Source organism: Staphylococcus capitis subsp. capitis, from assembly GCF_040739495.1.
Lineage (GTDB): Bacteria > Bacillota > Bacilli > Staphylococcales > Staphylococcaceae > Staphylococcus > Staphylococcus capitis.
Window position 1 is genome coordinate 2,388,709 of the sequence record NZ_CP145263.1, and the last position, 16,723, is coordinate 2,405,431.

General features: G+C 36.0%; 16 protein-coding genes and 1 other annotated feature. Of the genes, 8 read left to right on the plus strand and 8 right to left on the minus strand.

Annotated features, from left to right (window positions below; genetic code table 11):
- Positions 1 to 19 precede the first annotated feature (19 nt).
- Positions 20 to 835, plus strand: coding sequence for a GH25 family lysozyme (locus tag V6C74_RS11980; RefSeq protein WP_002454414.1), 816 nt, complete (start codon positions 20 to 22; stop codon positions 833 to 835).
- Between the two features lie 78 nt (positions 836 to 913).
- The gene (locus tag V6C74_RS11985) at positions 914 to 1,126 is read left to right on the plus strand and encodes a hypothetical protein (protein ID WP_002454413.1); all 213 of its coding nucleotides are present in this window, start codon (positions 914 to 916) and stop codon (positions 1,124 to 1,126) included.
- Between the two features lie 110 nt (positions 1,127 to 1,236).
- On the opposite strand, the gene ychF is transcribed toward V6C74_RS11985, so the two are convergent.
- From ychF to V6C74_RS12005, 4 genes are all read right to left on the minus strand, one after another.
- Positions 1,237 to 2,334, minus strand: a complete 1,098-nt coding sequence (gene ychF, locus V6C74_RS11990; RefSeq protein ID WP_002454412.1) for a redox-regulated ATPase YchF — start codon at positions 2,332 to 2,334, stop codon at positions 1,237 to 1,239.
- Between the two features lie 11 nt (positions 2,335 to 2,345).
- On the minus strand, positions 2,346 to 2,549 hold the full coding sequence (locus tag V6C74_RS11995; RefSeq protein WP_002434463.1) for a DUF951 domain-containing protein: 204 nt from the start codon (positions 2,547 to 2,549) through the stop codon (positions 2,346 to 2,348).
- A 20-nt stretch (positions 2,550 to 2,569) separates the two neighbouring features.
- A complete protein-coding gene (locus V6C74_RS12000) occupies positions 2,570 to 3,451 on the minus strand; it encodes a mechanosensitive ion channel family protein (protein ID WP_002454411.1) in 882 nt (293 codons plus the stop codon).
- Positions 3,452 to 3,555: 104 nt separating this feature from the next.
- Positions 3,556 to 4,386, minus strand: a complete 831-nt coding sequence (locus tag V6C74_RS12005) for a ParB/RepB/Spo0J family partition protein (protein ID WP_002454410.1) — start codon at positions 4,384 to 4,386, stop codon at positions 3,556 to 3,558.
- A gap of 270 nt (positions 4,387 to 4,656) precedes the next feature.
- Positions 4,657 to 5,069 (plus strand) — a binding site (T-box leader).
- A 62-nt stretch (positions 5,070 to 5,131) separates the two neighbouring features.
- On the opposite strand from V6C74_RS12005, the gene V6C74_RS12010 reads away from it, so the two are divergent.
- From V6C74_RS12010 to V6C74_RS12030, 5 genes are read left to right on the plus strand one after another with little or no spacing between them, the layout of a single operon-like run.
- Entirely contained in the window at positions 5,132 to 6,235 is a 1,104-nt protein-coding gene (locus V6C74_RS12010) for a PLP-dependent transferase (protein WP_016898407.1), read from the plus strand.
- A complete protein-coding gene (metC, locus tag V6C74_RS12015; RefSeq protein ID WP_103175460.1) occupies positions 6,232 to 7,407 on the plus strand; it encodes a cystathionine beta-lyase MetC in 1,176 nt (391 codons plus the stop codon). Before V6C74_RS12010 ends, metC begins: the two co-directional genes overlap by 4 nt.
- Entirely contained in the window at positions 7,361 to 9,199 is a 1,839-nt protein-coding gene (locus tag V6C74_RS12020; RefSeq protein ID WP_016898409.1) for a bifunctional homocysteine S-methyltransferase/methylenetetrahydrofolate reductase, read from the plus strand. Before metC ends, V6C74_RS12020 begins: the two co-directional genes overlap by 47 nt.
- The gene (metE, locus tag V6C74_RS12025; protein ID WP_103175461.1) at positions 9,196 to 11,442 is read left to right on the plus strand and encodes a 5-methyltetrahydropteroyltriglutamate--homocysteine S-methyltransferase; all 2,247 of its coding nucleotides are present in this window, start codon (positions 9,196 to 9,198) and stop codon (positions 11,440 to 11,442) included. Before V6C74_RS12020 ends, metE begins: the two co-directional genes overlap by 4 nt.
- A 21-nt stretch (positions 11,443 to 11,463) precedes the next feature.
- Positions 11,464 to 12,207 carry a cyclase family protein gene (locus tag V6C74_RS12030; RefSeq protein ID WP_002454405.1) on the plus strand — a complete coding sequence of 248 codons (744 nt, stop codon included), beginning with the start codon at positions 11,464 to 11,466 and terminating at the stop codon, positions 12,205 to 12,207.
- Positions 12,208 to 12,598: 391 nt separating this feature from the next.
- Here the strand turns inward: V6C74_RS12030 and V6C74_RS12035 are convergent, their stop codons facing one another.
- The 3 genes from V6C74_RS12035 to V6C74_RS12045 are packed head-to-tail and all read right to left on the minus strand — an operon-like array spanning position 12,599 to position 15,137.
- Positions 12,599 to 13,246: a 3-oxoacid CoA-transferase subunit B gene (locus V6C74_RS12035; RefSeq protein WP_002454404.1), complete on the minus strand. Its 648-nt coding sequence runs from the start codon at positions 13,244 to 13,246 to the stop codon at positions 12,599 to 12,601.
- Between the two features lie 4 nt (positions 13,247 to 13,250).
- The gene (locus V6C74_RS12040) at positions 13,251 to 13,946 is read right to left on the minus strand and encodes a CoA transferase subunit A (protein WP_002454403.1); all 696 of its coding nucleotides are present in this window, start codon (positions 13,944 to 13,946) and stop codon (positions 13,251 to 13,253) included.
- Positions 13,947 to 13,949: 3 nt separating this feature from the next.
- Entirely contained in the window at positions 13,950 to 15,137 is a 1,188-nt protein-coding gene (locus V6C74_RS12045; protein ID WP_002454402.1) for an acetyl-CoA C-acetyltransferase, read from the minus strand.
- 403 nt (positions 15,138 to 15,540) lie between these two features.
- On the opposite strand from V6C74_RS12045, the gene V6C74_RS12050 reads away from it, so the two are divergent.
- On the plus strand, positions 15,541 to 15,927 hold the full coding sequence (locus tag V6C74_RS12050) for a VOC family protein (protein WP_002454401.1): 387 nt from the start codon (positions 15,541 to 15,543) through the stop codon (positions 15,925 to 15,927).
- A gap of 542 nt (positions 15,928 to 16,469) precedes the next feature.
- On the opposite strand, the gene V6C74_RS12055 is transcribed toward V6C74_RS12050, so the two are convergent.
- A complete protein-coding gene (locus V6C74_RS12055; protein ID WP_016898412.1) occupies positions 16,470 to 16,670 on the minus strand; it encodes a YozE family protein in 201 nt (66 codons plus the stop codon).
- Positions 16,671 to 16,723 lie beyond the last annotated feature (53 nt).

The window sequence follows — 16,723 nt, forward strand, 5'->3', positions numbered from 1 at the left end:
ATAAAAAAGGAGCACATTTATGTTAAAGAAGGTTACATACTCGATAATTTCATTTTCAATGTTAGCGACAAGTTTGGGCATGGTTAACGCAAATGCAGAGGAATCTTCTAAAAGTCAGTCAACAAGTGAAAAAGGAACAATGGGTTATGGCTACCAACAATATTTAAAGAAACATCCTAATCAAAAAAGTAACGCAACACAAAATCGTTCAACATTCTCAACTAAATCTAGATCAGCTGTAACTAACTCTGGAGAGAGAGTATTAGATATTTCAGAATGGCAAGGTAATTTAACTGACGCTCAAGTTAAAAAACTCAAGAAGAATTATGACTTCATTATTATACGCGGCCAGTGTGGTTCAGAATATGTAGATCAATGTTTAAAGCACAATTCAGCTTTACTAGACAAAAATAATATGAAATTCGGTGTTTATTCTTATAGTATGTATGAGAATGCTGATGACGCGCGTTATGAAGCAAGAACTTTATACAATCGTGCTCCAAAAGCTTCATTCTATATTAATGACTACGAACAATCTTCAGTAACGAGTGGCGATGAGAATACAGCTACTCAAGCTTGGGCAAATCAAATGAGACAACTTGCAGGAAACAAAAAAATACTCTTCTATTCTTATGAAAACTTTATGGTAAATCACGTTGCAAATGCAGTGAGTTCGTATGATGGCTACTGGTTAGCATCTTATCAAGCTGAAGAACCTACACGTGAAAAAGTTTTATGGCAATATACTGATAGTTATTATTCACCTGAGTTAGACCAAAATGTAGATGCCAATTACCTTGATAGCAATGTTGATGCTTCTTGGTTCACATCTTAAAATTAATACGAACATAATCGAACAAAAACACTTCACTTTTACGAACATTCGTTCTATAATATAGGTGAGGTGTTTAGCATGAAATTAAATTTAGATTGGAATAAAGATTTCCAAGAATTTCAAGATATCTTAAATTGTGGTATTCACCCTGAATGGCTTTATTGTGCTAAGGCAAATATGGTCCTTGAACCTGCATACACTGGCGAAGGAAAGCAATTCTTTAGCACTCAAGATATAATCGAAGCAAGTGAAGTAATTCCTTTTTTTAAGAATTTGGAAATTCAAATATAAAAGCAATGTAGTTGAGTCACTTAGTCACTTTGAGCATACTAAACTACATTGCTTCTTTTTTATAAAAAAGAGCCATCTCCTAATGAGATAGCTCCATAATATTTATTCAATTATACATTAAAGCGGAAGTGTACGATGTCTCCATCCTTCATAATGTACTCTTTACCTTCTAAGCGTTGTTTACCCGCTTCTTTAGCGCCATTTTCGCCACCGTGTTCAACATAATCTTCATAACTAGTAACTTCGGCACGTATAAATCCACGCTCAAAGTCAGTATGAATAATGCCAGCACATTGTGGTGCTGTCATACCTTGTCTAAATGTCCATGCACGAACTTCTTGGACACCAGCTGTAAAGTAAGTAGATAAGCCTAATAAGTCATAAGTAGTTCGAATTAAACGATCTAAACCAGGTTCTTCAATACCTAAATCTTCTAAGAACATTTTTTTATCTTCATCATCTAATGTTGCGATTTCTTCTTCAATTTTGGCACTAATCACAATGACTTCAGAATCTTCTTTTTCAGCATATTCGCGAATTGCTTTAACTTTATCGTTATCTTCATCGCCAATTTCATCTTCACCAACATTAGCGATATATAACATTTTCTTAGAAGTTAATAATTGTGCTTGATTTACCCATTTTTGGTCATCTTCATTGAAATCAATACTTCTAACCGGTTTACCATCTTCTAACGCTTCTTTAATTCTAGTCAAGATGCGTAACTCCATCTCAGCTGTTTTATCTTTTTGACGAGCCATTTTTTCAATTTTAGGTAAGCGTTTATCAACAGATTCTAAATCTGCTAATACCAATTCCATATTGATTACTTCAATGTCATCTAGAGGATTCACTCGACCAGATACATGTGTTACATTTTCATCGTCAAATGCACGAACAACCTGGCATATCGCATCTACTTCACGGATATGGGATAAGAATTTATTTCCTAACCCTTCGCCTTTAGAGGCACCTTTCACGATACCTGCAATATCTGTAAATTCAAATGTAGTAGGAATTGTTTTTTTAGGTTGTACCATTTCTTCTAATTTAAATAAACGTGAATCTGGTACTTCTACGATTCCCACGTTCGGATCAATCGTAGCAAATGGATAGTTTGCTGCTAATGCACCAGCTTTAGTAATTGCATTAAATAGGGTAGATTTACCTACGTTAGGTAAGCCTACGATACCTGCTGTTAAAGCCATTAATCATTCTCCTAACTTTCTTCGTCTTGATGAGATTCAAGAACTTTTTTCAATTTTTTATTAAACGTCTGACGTGGAATCATAATGCTACGCTGACAATTTTCACATTTAATTCTTATATCAGCACCCATTCTTATAATTTTAAAGCGATTTGTTCCACATGCATGTTGTTTTTTCATTTCTACTATATCATTTATTCCGTAATTTGACGTCATAAAATGACCTCCAATGATAATTAGCTTTTACTTTGCTCTTCACTGTACTGAGTGAAGAGAGGTTGTGGCATGCGTATGCCTTCTTGAATAAACATTTTTTGTGCTTCTTTTCTAATAATACGTGCACCTGAGGCACCTTCGCCAGGAATTGTCTCGGCAGAAATACGAATCGTTGCTTTATTATTCTCTAATGCATCAATACCTTCAACCACTGGATCACTAACAAATAAATAATACTTACTACGTAATGAAGTAAATAATTTATTTAATTTCTTCTCAACTTGGTCTAAATTCTCATCAACTGAGACTGGAAGTTCCACAATAGATGTGCCGTTAGTAATTGAGAAATTAGTTATCTCTCCCATGCTACCATTTGGCAAAATCGTCAATTCACCAGAAATAGTGTTGATACGCGTAGATCTCAAACCAATAGACTTAACTGTACCTTCTGCTACAGTTGTTCCACCGCTATTGATTTTAACATAATCTCCAACATCAAATTGATTCTCAAATATAATAAAGAAACCTGTAATGATGTCTTTGACAATCGTTTGAGCACCGAAACCTACTGCAACACCGACCACACCAGCACTGGCGATAATTCCTTCAACACTTATACCAAATTTACTTAAAATGGTAGTAATCACAATAAACCATACGATATATTTTACTACGTTTTGTACTAGTGACACGAGTGTCTTAGAACGTTTCTTGTTTCCTTTTTTACTTTTATTTTGTATTTTAAAAGCTTGTTCAATGACTTTATTTAAAATCGCTATAACGATGAGTGCGACAATGATATAAATCAAAATCATAATAATTTTTATGACAAGATTTTCATAAGTCTCTACTTTAGTTAAAGGTTCAAATAAAGAAGATAAAATATGCTTTACTTGGTTCATAAATGTATTACCTCCTTTTCAAATTTTCCATAATTCCCATATTATAACTTAAAGAAATACAGATTTAATCAGTCTACAGTTTTAAAAATAACTTTATAACTTTACTACTTTCTATTCAATTGCTGAATAATTCTTTTAAACTCGTCTTCTGATTTAAATTCGAACGTGATTTTTCCAATATTTTTAGACGTGGAAATTTCAACTTTAGAACCATACTGCTCTTTAAGTAACCTTTCCTGTTGTTGAATAAATTTTGGTTTTTTATTATTCGCTTGCTTTGGTTTTGCATTCGACTCGCCTTCTTGTAAATATGTATTTACATATTGCTCAAGTTGTCGTACGCTCCAAGACTCCCGGACGGCTTCTTTACCTACCTTTTTCATTAAAGCTTCGTCCTTTAAGGATAATAAGGTGCGGCCATGTGCACCAGAGAGCTCTCCCTCTCTAACCATCTTCATAATGGCGGATGGAAGATGGAGTAATCTAAGCATATTCGCAATATAAGGACGTGATTTACCTAATCTACGAGCAACTTCTTGCTGCGTAATCTTTAAATCCGACATTAATTTTTTATAACTTTCAGCCTCTTCAATCGCATTTAAATCTTCACGTTGTAAATTTTCAATAATTGCGAGCTCCATCATATCTTCATCAGATAACTTTTTAACTATCGCAGGAATACTTTCTAACCCAACGATTTGTGAAGCTCTAAAGCGTCGCTCGCCCACTACAATATAATATCCTTGTATGGTTTCTCTTATTACAATAGGTTGAAGGATTCCATGTTGTTGAATGGATTTAGCTAAATCTTGCAATTTATCCTCATCAAAGGCCTTACGCGGTTGGTAAGGATTAGGCTTGATTAAACCTATAGCTACATGTTGAACTTGCTCATCTCTCTCGAGTTGCAAGCGCTGATCATCATTCTGTGTCATCTTTTCACATCTTTCTATAAATGATTAACAATTTTTTGCAACACATCATTTCTTAACACTTATTATTTTAAAAATTTCACTCTTGTAGTACAAGCTTTAGTAAATGATTATACTAACTCAAATGAAATTTTTTCAATAACACGAAACTCTATGTTAAAAGTATTCGTCGCACTTCTAAGTAAACTGTTTAATCTAAATTTTCAGAAAAGTTGTTGACAAATCATTTCCTACTCTGTAATCTAAGTATTAACAATTACAAAACGAAACATTTTACACACTATAAAAAGGAAAGTAGGACTTACACTGCTTTTACAGAGAGTCTTCATTAGCTGAGAGAAGGTATTGAAAGAAAGTTTGAAAATGGCCTTGGAGTGTTGATGCCAATATGAGGTATCAACGGGTTCGCCCGTTATAGCGATACAGTATTAACATTGTAGTTGAATGGCGTACTGGAATTCATTACCATCGTCACAACATATCGTTAATACTCATTTATTCTTCCTAAGACTAAATGAGTTTTTTATTTGGCTCAATGATTTAACATAACGATAATGCTTGTGATTAAAGTTAACACTTCCATAAATAGACGTTGTTCAAACATAATGGCGTACTGGTAGAGGTCACTTTAGCAATAAAGTGACAAACAAAGGTGGTACCGCGAAACTTAAGCTTTCGTCCTTTACATCCGAATGAATCGGGTTTAAAGGACGGAAGCTTTTTTTTATTTAATTAGGAGGGTCTAGAAATGAAGGATACTGAATTAGCTCAAATTGCTCTAACAAAGGATCATACCGGCGCTATTGCCAATCCAATTTATTTATCTACTGCATATCAACATCCTCATCTAGGTCAATCAACAGGATATGATTATACACGCACTAAGAACCCAACTCGCACAGCGTTCGAAGAATCATTTGCCAAACTTGAAAAAGGCATTGCATCTTTTGCCACTTCTAGTGGAATGGCAGCAATCCAACTCATTTGTAACATCTTCAAACCTGGGGATGAAGTGCTCGTAGCATTTGATTTATACGGAGGCACTTTCCGTTTATTCGATTTCTACGAACAACAATATGGCGTGAAATTTAAATACGTTGATTTCTTAGATTATGAAGATGTTGAAAAAAATATAACTCCACAAACAAAAGCTTTATTTATTGAACCGATTTCCAATCCACAAATGATAGAAATTGATGTCGAACCATATTATGTTCTAAGTAAAAAACACAATTTATTAACAATCATTGATAATACGTTCTTAACGCCCTATCTATCAACACCTTTTGAAGAAGGTGCAGATATCGTTTTACATTCTGCAACGAAATATATTGGCGGACATAACGATGTATTAGCCGGCGTCGTAACTGTGAAAGATGAACACCTGGCTGAACAACTTGGACAATTCCATAATATGATTGGCGCAACGTTATCACCTTTAGACAGTTATCTACTTCAAAGAGGTCTTAAGACATTACATCTTCGTATCGATCGCTCTCAAGAGAATGCACAACGACTCGCTGAACGTTGTCGTCATTCAGAATCCATAGACGAAGTCCTCTATAGTGGCCGTACAGGAATGCTTAGTTTAAGACTCAATAAGGCTTTTAGCGTCGCTAAATTTTTGGAAAATTTAGACATCTGCATATTCGCAGAAAGTTTAGGAGGAACAGAAACATTTATCACCTTCCCATATACACAAACACATGTAGATATGCCTGATGCTGAAAAAGATAAACGAGGAATAGACGAACACCTGATTCGACTATCAGTTGGTATTGAAGATTATCACGATATTGAAGCAGATATTATTCAAGCATTAGAAAATTCTAAAGTAGGAGTGATTTCATGAGTTTATCTAGAGAGACAGAAGTAATCTTTGATTCACGTAGAGGACAGGATTATCACTCAGCAAATCCACCCTTATATGACTCTTCAACATTTCACCAAACAGTACTTGGTGGGAATGCACAATACGACTACGCAAGAAGTGGAAACCCAAACCGTACGCTTCTGGAAGAAAAATTAGCACGTTTAGAAGGTGGAAAATATGCTTTCGCTTATGCCTCAGGTATAGCAGCCATTACTGCTGTCTTACTTACACTCAAATCAGACGATCATGTAATTCTTCCTGATGACATTTATGGTGGCACATTACGTCTTACTGAACAAATATTAAATCGTTTTAACATTAAATTTACGACGGTAAATGCGACAAACATTCTAGAAATTAAAAATGCAATTCAATCAAATACAAAACTCATATATGTGGAAACGCCATCGAATCCACTTTTCAAAATTACGGATATTCGTGCAGTAGCCAGAATAGCCAAACAAAACAACTTACTCTTAGCGGTAGATAATACCTTTATGACACCCCTTGGTCAATCTCCTTTAGCTCTAGGAGCAGATATTGTAGTACATAGTGCTACTAAATTTTTAGGTGGCCATAGTGATCTTATTGCTGGAGCAGCGATCACTAATCGTAAAGATATTGCAGATGCCCTTTACCTCTTACAAAACGGTACTGGAACGGCGCTTTCAGCTCATGATAGTTGGACGTTAGCAAAGCATCTTAAAACATTACCTGTAAGATTTAAACAATCTGTAGAAAATGCCGAACGTTTAGTTAAGTTCTTAAGTCAAAGTAACGCAATTGCTGAAGTATATTACCCAGGAAATAATCCAACACATTTAAGACAGGCTTCAACCGGTGGTGCTGTCATTGGCTTCAGACTTAAAGACGAATCAAAGGCACAAACCTTTGTAGAGTCTCTAACTTTACCACTTGTGTCTGTCAGTCTTGGCGGAGTTGAAACAATCCTTTCCCACCCAGCCACAATGTCTCACGCAGCTGTTCCTGAGGCAATAAGAAATAAGAGAGGTATTACTTTCAGTTTATTTCGCTTAAGTGTAGGACTAGAGGACCCAGAAGAAATCATTGCAGATATTAACTACGCTTTAAAGGAGGCTTTCAATGAGTCAATTTCTGAACCAATTGCAGAACAACGTTTTGGTAGCTGATGGAGCTATCGGAACAATATTTTATTCAGAAGGGCTCGACACTTGCCCTGAAGCATATAACTTAACCCACCCTGATAATGTAGAACGTATTCATCGCTCTTATATTGAAGCAGGTGCAAACGTCATTCAAACCAATACGTATGGTGCTAACTTTGAAAAGTTAAAAACTTTCGGCTTAGAACATCGTGTCAAAGAAATTCATAAAGCAGCAGTTCAAATTGCAAAACGTACAGCGCATCATGACACGTTCATCTTAGGAACTGTAGGTGGCTTTAGAGGTGTCAGACAAGATGACATCAGTTTGTCTACGATTCAATATCACACCGAATTACAAATTGATACTTTGATTGACGAGGGCGTAGATGCGCTACTATTTGAAACCTACTACGATTTAGACGAATTAAAAAGTATTGTTGTCGCCACACGTCGAAAGTATGAGATTCCTATCATCGCACAGTTGACCGCTTCAAATACGAACTATCTTGTTGATGGTACTGAAATCAATGACGCTCTTAAACAACTGGTAGCATGTGGGGCTAATGTCGTAGGTCTCAATTGTCACCATGGTCCACACCATATGCAGCGTTCATTTTCACATATAGAACTTCCGGATAATGCCTATTTATCGTGTTATCCAAACGCGAGTCTCTTAGATATTGAAAACAGTGAATTTAAATATAGTGATAATGCCCAATATTTCGGAGATGTAGCACAAGAATTAATTAATGAAGGTGTGAGATTAATTGGCGGATGTTGCGGCACGACACCTGAGCACATTCATTACATTAAGACTGCTGTTCAGGGTTTAACACCTATAAAAGACAAGAAGGTCGTTCCAATCACGAAGAAATCTAATCACAAACCCACGAAAGTGGTCAAACAGAATCTGACTTCTAAAGTTAAGAATGGTCCAACGGTCATTGTGGAACTTGATACTCCTAAGCACTTAGATACAGATACCTTCTTTGAAAATGTAGGCAAACTCGATGAAGCAGGTATCGATGCCGTCACATTAGCTGACAATTCGCTTGCAACGGTTCGAGTAAGCAATATTGCAGCCGCAAGTCTTATTAAACAACAATATGATATCGAACCACTCGTTCACGTGACATGTCGCGACCGAAACCTTATCGGCCTGCAATCTCACCTTCTAGGATTATCACTCATTGGAGTAAACGAAATTCTAGCAATTACAGGAGATCCTTCTAAAGTAGGTCACTTACCAGGAGCAACCAATGTCTACGATGTAAATTCAAAAGGTTTAACGGAACTCGCATTGAGATTTAACCAAGGTATTAATACAGATGGTGATGCGCTGAAGAAACATACAAACTTCAACATCGCAGGTGCGTTCGATCCAAACGTACGTAAACTAGACGGCGCTGTAAAGCGTCTTGAGAAAAAAGTCGCAAGCGGCATGAGCTATTTCATTACACAACCCGTCTACAGCAAAGAAAAAATTAAACAAGTTTATGAAGAAACGAAACATTTAAATACACCTTTCTTCATTGGCATTATGCCTATCGCTAGTTATAATAATGCACTTTTCTTACATAACGAAGTGCCAGGCATAAAGATGTCAGAAGATGTATTGAACCAATTCAAAGCTGTTAAAGATGATAAAGAAAAAACGAAAGAGTTAAGTTTACGACTTTCAAAAGAATTAATCGATACAGTGCATGAATATTTTAATGGTTTATACATTATTACACCATTCCAGAAGGTGGATTACTCACTAGAACTCGCAGCATACTCTAAATCAATTACTGCTAATAAGGAGGCAATATTATGACAACAATTAAAACTTCAAACTTAGGATTCCCAAGATTAGGTAGAAAAAGAGAATGGAAAAAAGCTATCGAAAGTTACTGGGCTAAAAAAATTAATAAAGCTAAATTAGATCAAACACTTACTGATTTACACAAAGAAAATCTATTACTTCAAAAGAATTATCATTTAGATAGTATTCCAGTTGGAGACTTCTCATTATATGACCATATTCTTGATACATCTTTACTATTCAATATTATTCCTAAACGTTTCCAAGGTCGCGAAGTTGATGACGATCTATTGTTTGATATCGCCCGCGGTAATAAGGAACATGTAGCGAGTGCACTAATTAAATGGTTTAATACAAACTATCATTACATCGTACCGGAATGGGACAATGTAGAACCAAAAGTTGAGAAAAATACATTATTAGAACGATTCAAATATGCTCAATCTATTAATGTGAATGCTCACCCTGTGATTGTTGGACCTATCACATTCGTCAAACTCTCTAAAGGTGACAACCAATCATTTGAAGAAAAAGTTCAAACATTGCTTCCACTTTATAAAGAAGTTTTATCATCATTGATTCAAGCTGGTGCTGAATATATTCAAATTGATGAACCTATTTTAGTAACTGACGATAGCGAGAGCTATGAGGATATTACAAAAGAAGCTTATGAATATTTTGCTCAAGCGGACTTAGGTGAAAAGTTAGTCATCCAAACTTACTTCGAACGTGTGCATTTAAAATTCTTAAGTTCATTACCAGTTGGCGGATTAGGTTTAGACTTTGTTCATGACAATGGTTATAACTTAAAACAAATTGAAGCAGGAGATTTCGACTCAAGCAAGTCACTTTATGCTGGTATTATTGATGGTCGTAACGTGTGGGCTGCCGATATTGAAGCTAAAAAGCAATTAATCGAAACGTTGCAACAATATACTAATCAATTAGTAATTCAACCATCGTCCTCTCTCCTACATGTGCCAGTCTCATTAGATGACGAAACGTTAGATGAATCTATTGCCGAAGGTTTGAGTTTTGCTACTGAAAAGTTAGACGAATTAGATGCATTACGACGTTTATTCAACAATAATGATAGCGCAAAATATGAAGAGCTCAAATTACGTTATGAACGTTTCCAAAGCCAATCATTTAAAAACCTTGAGTATGACTTTAATAGCGTTCCTACAACTCGTAAATCACCATTCTCAGAACGTAAACAAAAACAATATGCACGTCTAAATTTACCGGATTTACCAACTACAACAATCGGGTCATTCCCTCAAACACGTGAAGTACGTAAATATCGTGAAGATTGGAAGAATCATCGCATTACAGATGCTGAATATCAAGAGTTCCTACAAAATGAAATTGCACGTTGGATTAAAATCCAAGAAGACATCGGTTTAGACGTCCTCGTGCATGGTGAATTCGAACGTAATGACATGGTTGAATTCTTCGGTGAAAAACTTCAAGGCTTCTTAGTAACTAAGTTTGGTTGGGTTCAATCCTATGGCTCTCGTGCAGTTAAACCACCTGTGATTTACGGGGATGTAAAATGGACTGAACCTTTAACTGTTAAAGAAACAGTCTATGCACAAAGCTTAACTGATAAGCCAGTCAAAGGTATGTTAACTGGACCAGTAACAATTCTTAACTGGTCATTTGAACGTGTAGATGTACCACGTAAAGTTGTTCAAGATCAAATTGCATTAGCTATTGATGAAGAAGTCTTAGCGCTTGAAGAAGCAGGCATTAAAGTTATTCAAGTAGACGAACCAGCATTACGTGAAGGCTTACCATTACGTTCTGAATATCATAATCAATACTTGAAAGATGCCGTCAACTCATTCAAGTTAGCAACATCGTCCGTTCATGATGAAACACAAATTCATACACATATGTGCTATTCTCAATTCGGACAAATCATTCATGCTATTCACGACTTAGATGCTGATGTTATATCAATTGAAACATCACGTAGTCATGGTGATTTGATCAAAGACTTTGAAGATATCAATTATAATTTAGGTATCGGATTAGGTGTTTATGATATTCATAGTCCACGTATTCCGACTGAAGAAGAAATTACAACAGCAATTAATCGTTCTTTACAGCAAATCGATCGTTCATTATTCTGGGTAAATCCAGATTGTGGTCTTAAAACGCGTAAAGAAGACGAAGTGAAAGATGCCTTAACAGTTTTAGTTAATGCCGTTAAGAAGAAACGCCAAGACAACAATGCAACAACAGCTTAATATCATTCAGAGGTGATGCTTATGACAAACTATCCTTTATGGGAGCAACTCAATCAACTTAAAGAGGCCCAATGGGTCGACTTAACTCATACGTTCGATCCAGACATTCCTCGCTTTAGTGAGTTTGAAAAAGGCGAAGTTTCAACACTCTTTAACGTCAAAGATCATGGTTTTTACGTTCAACGATGGAATATCGTTACTCAATATGGTACACATATCGATGCGCCTATTCATTTTGTGGAAAATAAGAGATATTTAGAAGAGTTAGACTTGAAAGAACTAGTATTACCACTCATTGTCTTAGATTACTCTAAAGAGGTTGCAGAGAATGCAGATTTCATCGTGACACGACAACACCTTGAAGAATGGGAAAGTCAGCACGGCAAAATTGAAGCCGGTACCTTCGTCGCACTCCGTACAGATTGGTCTAAACGTTGGCCAGATATAGATCAGTTTGAAAATAAGGACTCCGACGGCAACCAACATTTACCTGGTTGGGGTTTAGATGCGTTAAAATTTCTTATAGAAGAACGTGGCGTAAAATCTATAGGCCATGAAACGTTTGATACCGATGCCTCAGTTGATACTGCTAAAAATGGGGATATCGTAGGAGAACGTTATATTCTAGGTAAAGATACATTCCAACTTGAATTATTAACAAACTTAGATCAACTTCCTACAAGAGGGGCCATTATTTATGCAATAAGTCCTAAACCTAAAAATGCACCCGGCTTCCCTGTCAGAGCATTCGCAATCAAACCATAAAAGTAAAAAGATTTGAGCGATTCTATTTAAAACAATCAACTATCGAGTATATCAATCATCTAAAGTAACATACTCAAACACTTTGGTGGGCTTTGAGCCGGCTTGCCAAAGATTCATAACTCAAGGTGCAACACAGCCTTAACAAAAATTAAGGTCATACATCTCTTTTGCCATGAGTTACATGCGCGAATCGTAATGAAAGAGCCATTCGTTACGTCATCGCCCAATCTAACCTTCCTATTTTAATAAATATAATAAAGCTTTAAGTGATATCGTAGTAGAGTATCACTTAAAGCTTTTATAATGTAGCTATTAATTTTTAAATCAGTATTAAAATGATGAAAACCAGAAAGAGAGGCGACTTAATTCAACTTCCCCTTCACAGTCGCATTTACTTCAAACAATTCAAAAAGTGTGCTTCTGTTTTGTCTTCAACTTCTTCAAGTGTCACACCATCTTGTAACTCAACCAAACGCATCTGACCATCAATAAAATCAAATACGGCTAAATCGGTAATTAATCTAGATACAACACCCGCACCAGTTAATGGTAAATCACATTGCTTTTTCACCTTTGACGCACCATGTTTATTGGTATGGAACATAATCACCACAACCTTTTTAGCACCAACAACTAAATCCATTGCGCCTCCCATACCTTTGACGAGTTTGCCAGGAATCATATAATTCGCTAAATCGCCTGTTTCAGATACTTCCATTCCGCCTAGAATTGCTAAATCTATATGTCCACCTCGAATCATCGCAAAAGATTCTGCATTATCGAAATAACTCGCCCCTTTTGCGACTGTCACTGTTTCTTTGCCTGCATTGATCAAGTCTGGATCTAGCTCGTCTTCAGTCGGATAAGGGCCTATACCAAGTAAACCATTTTCCGATTGAAAATAAACATTCTCTACACTTTCAGGCATCGCATTCGCTACCAATGTTGGCATACCAATACCTAAATTAATGTACATATCACTTTTAATTTCACGTCCTGCACGTAGCAAGATTTTCTCTTTAGGTGTTAATTCAGCCATGCGTCTAACCCTCCCTTAGTGTTCTTTTTTCGATGCGTTTTTCAAAATTTTCACCTTCGAAAATATAATCTACATAGATACCTGGGAGATGTACCTGATTAGGATCAATTTCACCAACGTCAACAATCTTCTCTACTTCAACCACGGTAGTTTTTGCAGCCATCGCACATAATGGATTAAAATTACGTGCCGTTTTATTAAATATTAAATTTCCAGCTGTATCCGCTATATCAGCTTTTACGATGGCAAAGTCTCCTTGAATCGCTTCTTCCATGACATACTCACGGCCATTAAATACGCGTGTTTCTTTGCCTTCAGCAATCTCAGTACCTACACCTGTGGCAGTGTAAAATGCGGGAATCCCCGCCCCTCCTGCACGTAATTTTTCTGCTAATGTCCCTTGAGGCGTAAGCTCTACGTCTAACTCACCTGAGATAAATTGCTCTTCGAATAATTTATTTTCTCCTACATAGGAACTAATCATCTTGTCCACTTGTTTATCCTGAAGTAACACACCAAGGCCAAAGTCGTCTACACCACAATTGTTACTAACAACAGTAAGTCTCTTTGTACCACGTGCTTGAATAGCTGCAATACTGTGTTCGGGAATGCCACATAGACCAAACCCACCAGCAAGTATAGTCATGCCATCCTCTAAATGTTCAAAGGCAGATTCAATATTCGTAATGACTTTACCCATGCATTATCCCTCCTCATAGTGAGAGACAACAGTAGCGATACCTTGTCCTCCACCAATACATAATGAAGCGATACCCGTTTTTGTGGTTTCGTTCAATTGATGTAATAACGTTACAAGTATACGCGCACCTGATGCACCGATAGGATGACCTAGCGCAATTGCGCCACCTTTCACATTTACCTTATCTTGTGGTAGTTGAAGTTCGCGATCAACTGCCAATGATTGAGACGCAAAGGCTTCATTTAATTCGAAAACATCAATATCTGAAACTGATTTATTCGAGCGCTTCAATGCTTGACGAACCGCTTCAACAGGACCAATACCCATGATTGATGGATCCACGCCACTCGTACCGAAACTATCAAGAATTGCAATCGGCTTAACACCTAAGGCTTTTGCTTTCTCTTCAGTCATCACTAACATCGCAGCCGCACCATCGTTAATACCGGACGCATTACCAGCTGTTACTGAACCATCCTTTTTAAAGGCAGGACGTAACTTGCCTAACTTATCTGCTGTTGTGCCTTGGCGAATACCTTCATCTTGTGAAACAACGATAGGATCACCTTTACGCTGAGGTACCTCAACCGGCACAATTTCAGCGTCAAACCCACCAGTTTCTTGTGCATGCGCCGCCTTTTGTTGAGATTGAGCTGCGAATTGGTCTTGTTCCTCTCTACTGATTCCATATTTTTCAACTAAATTCTCCGCAGTAATTCCCATATGGTAATCGTTGAATTTATCCGTTAAACCATCACTTACCATACTATCTTCTAATGTTTGATTGCCCATTTTAAAGCAAAAGCGACCATTTTTTAATAACATTGGTGATTGCGACATACTCTCCATGCCACCTGCAATAACGACCTCATTATCACCTGCTACGATAGATTGATATGCAAGTTGAATTGCTTTCAATCCAGAACCACATACTTTATTCAATGTAAATGCCGGCGTAGCTTCAGATAATCCTCCTTTAATAGAAGCAATACGTGCAGGGTTTTGTCCTTGGCCTGCTTGTAAGACATTGCCCATAATCACTTCATTGATTTCATTTGAATCTATACCTGTATTTTTAACGATGTGCTTGATGACTGTTGCACCTAAATCATATGCAGGTACATCTTTGAATGCGCCTCCAAATACGCCAATAGGTGTACGATATGCTTCTGCTAGTACTACTCGTGTCATGTATTTTTCATCTCCTTATTATTTATCTTTTTATTCTGAAAATGGGGGTCGAACCACATGTCAGTCTCATGTAATTTTCCCTAATCTATAAAACAGTAAAACGTCTATATATTAAATATGAATTTTACCCGAATTACTGTTCTTTAAGGTACGATTTAAGTATGTATTCATACATCGCGCGTTCCCACTCATTACTGACAATAGTACCAAAATTTAGCTTTAATTTTCCAGAAACAATACATGTCTCAATAGATAAAAATTGTATTGCATGATTAAAACGTTTAACTTGTCATTTTAAGACTGACCTTTCATGAAATATTACCTTAATTAATCATCTAATATTATGTATAACACAAAAAATATAAGGGAATTATTTAAAAAGTAGATAAAGGGGGAGAAATATATGGATATTATTGCAAATAGTATATTCGTTGAAAATCAAGAAGAAGCATTACAATTTTATACAAACGTGTTAGGCTTTAAGAAAAAACGCGATGAACCTGTCGGAGAGGGATTTCGCTGGTTAACACTCGTCTCTCCAACACATCAAGATGGTACAGAATTAATTCTAGAACCAAACGGCAACCCCATTTCTAAAGACTATCAAGAGCGCTTATATGAAGCTGGAATCCCAATTACAATGTTTGGTGTTAAAGATGTACAACAGACGTATGAAGCGTTATTAGAATCAAATGTTAACTTTAAAGTTACACCTACAACGATGGGTAGCGTTAGAATGGCTATTTTTGATGATACTTGTGGTAATTTAATTCAAATTATTGAAAATTAAATAAAAAATAAGAAGATATAGCTGGATTTAATACGGTCGGGTAGACTGCCCGCATGATTAAAACCCATATAGCTATTTCTTCTCGATTTTTAATATCATGTTATGAATATAAGGCGAGAACTATTGTTGATTATTATGAATTGAGAAATGTATACTTACTTTCCTTTACATTTGCCGTATTACTTATTAATTGAAACATCATCAACTGAATCTTTTAGCTTTTTCATTTCACTATCTAAAAACTCTTGATGAGGTACATCGAAATACTTACTTAAAACAAGTGCATCTTCCATTTTGGGTTCGTTCTTACCATTTTCCTATTCCTAAATATGATGAACTTCATATTTAGTACCAAATTTCTTGTTTAAGTCTTCTACAAGCTCTTTAATTTCTAAATTATTTTTTTCTCGAATATTGTGTAAATTATTCATACTCAACACTCCCTGAAAGTCTTTTATACACATCACTTAAATACTTTGTTAAGTCTCTTTACTTTTAGAGAATTCATTTTCAATAAATGATAATAGTGATGATAAAACTAATTACTTCTGTTGATACGTTTCAATAGCCTGATGAATTGTATCATGTAAACTTGGTTCTTCAAGCCAATGATGAAATCTTTCAATGATGTCTCTAGGGGTAGAGATATCTTCAGGAAAATCAATATCTTTCATACCTTCAAATAAATCGCCAAAATGACTTTTCTCACCTTCATAGTTTTTCATGAAGTTATAAAAACTCACCACTTGCACCTCCTGCATTTCATAACAATAGATATATATTAACAAAATATATA

What these genes read in the sequence shown, in the direction of transcription:
- V6C74_RS12035 (WP_002454404.1), bottom strand. Translation starts at nt 13,246, where the DNA reads ATGGCTGAATTAACACCTAAAGAGAAAATCTTGCTACGTGCAGGACGT.
- metC (WP_103175460.1), top strand. Translation starts at nt 6,232, where the DNA reads ATGAGTTTATCTAGAGAGACAGAAGTAATCTTTGATTCACGTAGAGGA.
- V6C74_RS11985 (WP_002454413.1), top strand. Translation starts at nt 914, where the DNA reads ATGAAATTAAATTTAGATTGGAATAAAGATTTCCAAGAATTTCAAGAT.
- V6C74_RS11995 (WP_002434463.1), bottom strand. Translation starts at nt 2,549, where the DNA reads ATGACGTCAAATTACGGAATAAATGATATAGTAGAAATGAAAAAACAA.
- V6C74_RS12020 (WP_016898409.1), top strand. Translation starts at nt 7,361, where the DNA reads ATGAGTCAATTTCTGAACCAATTGCAGAACAACGTTTTGGTAGCTGAT.
- V6C74_RS12000 (WP_002454411.1), bottom strand. Translation starts at nt 3,451, where the DNA reads ATGAACCAAGTAAAGCATATTTTATCTTCTTTATTTGAACCTTTAACT.
- V6C74_RS12050 (WP_002454401.1), top strand. Translation starts at nt 15,541, where the DNA reads ATGGATATTATTGCAAATAGTATATTCGTTGAAAATCAAGAAGAAGCA.
- V6C74_RS12010 (WP_016898407.1), top strand. Translation starts at nt 5,132, where the DNA reads ATGAAGGATACTGAATTAGCTCAAATTGCTCTAACAAAGGATCATACC.
- V6C74_RS12045 (WP_002454402.1), bottom strand. Translation starts at nt 15,137, where the DNA reads ATGACACGAGTAGTACTAGCAGAAGCATATCGTACACCTATTGGCGTA.
- V6C74_RS12040 (WP_002454403.1), bottom strand. Translation starts at nt 13,946, where the DNA reads ATGGGTAAAGTCATTACGAATATTGAATCTGCCTTTGAACATTTAGAG.
- metE (WP_103175461.1), top strand. Translation starts at nt 9,196, where the DNA reads ATGACAACAATTAAAACTTCAAACTTAGGATTCCCAAGATTAGGTAGA.
- ychF (WP_002454412.1), bottom strand. Translation starts at nt 2,334, where the DNA reads ATGGCTTTAACAGCAGGTATCGTAGGCTTACCTAACGTAGGTAAATCT.
- V6C74_RS12005 (WP_002454410.1), bottom strand. Translation starts at nt 4,386, where the DNA reads ATGACACAGAATGATGATCAGCGCTTGCAACTCGAGAGAGATGAGCAA.
- V6C74_RS12030 (WP_002454405.1), top strand. Translation starts at nt 11,464, where the DNA reads ATGACAAACTATCCTTTATGGGAGCAACTCAATCAACTTAAAGAGGCC.
- V6C74_RS11980 (WP_002454414.1), top strand. Translation starts at nt 20, where the DNA reads ATGTTAAAGAAGGTTACATACTCGATAATTTCATTTTCAATGTTAGCG.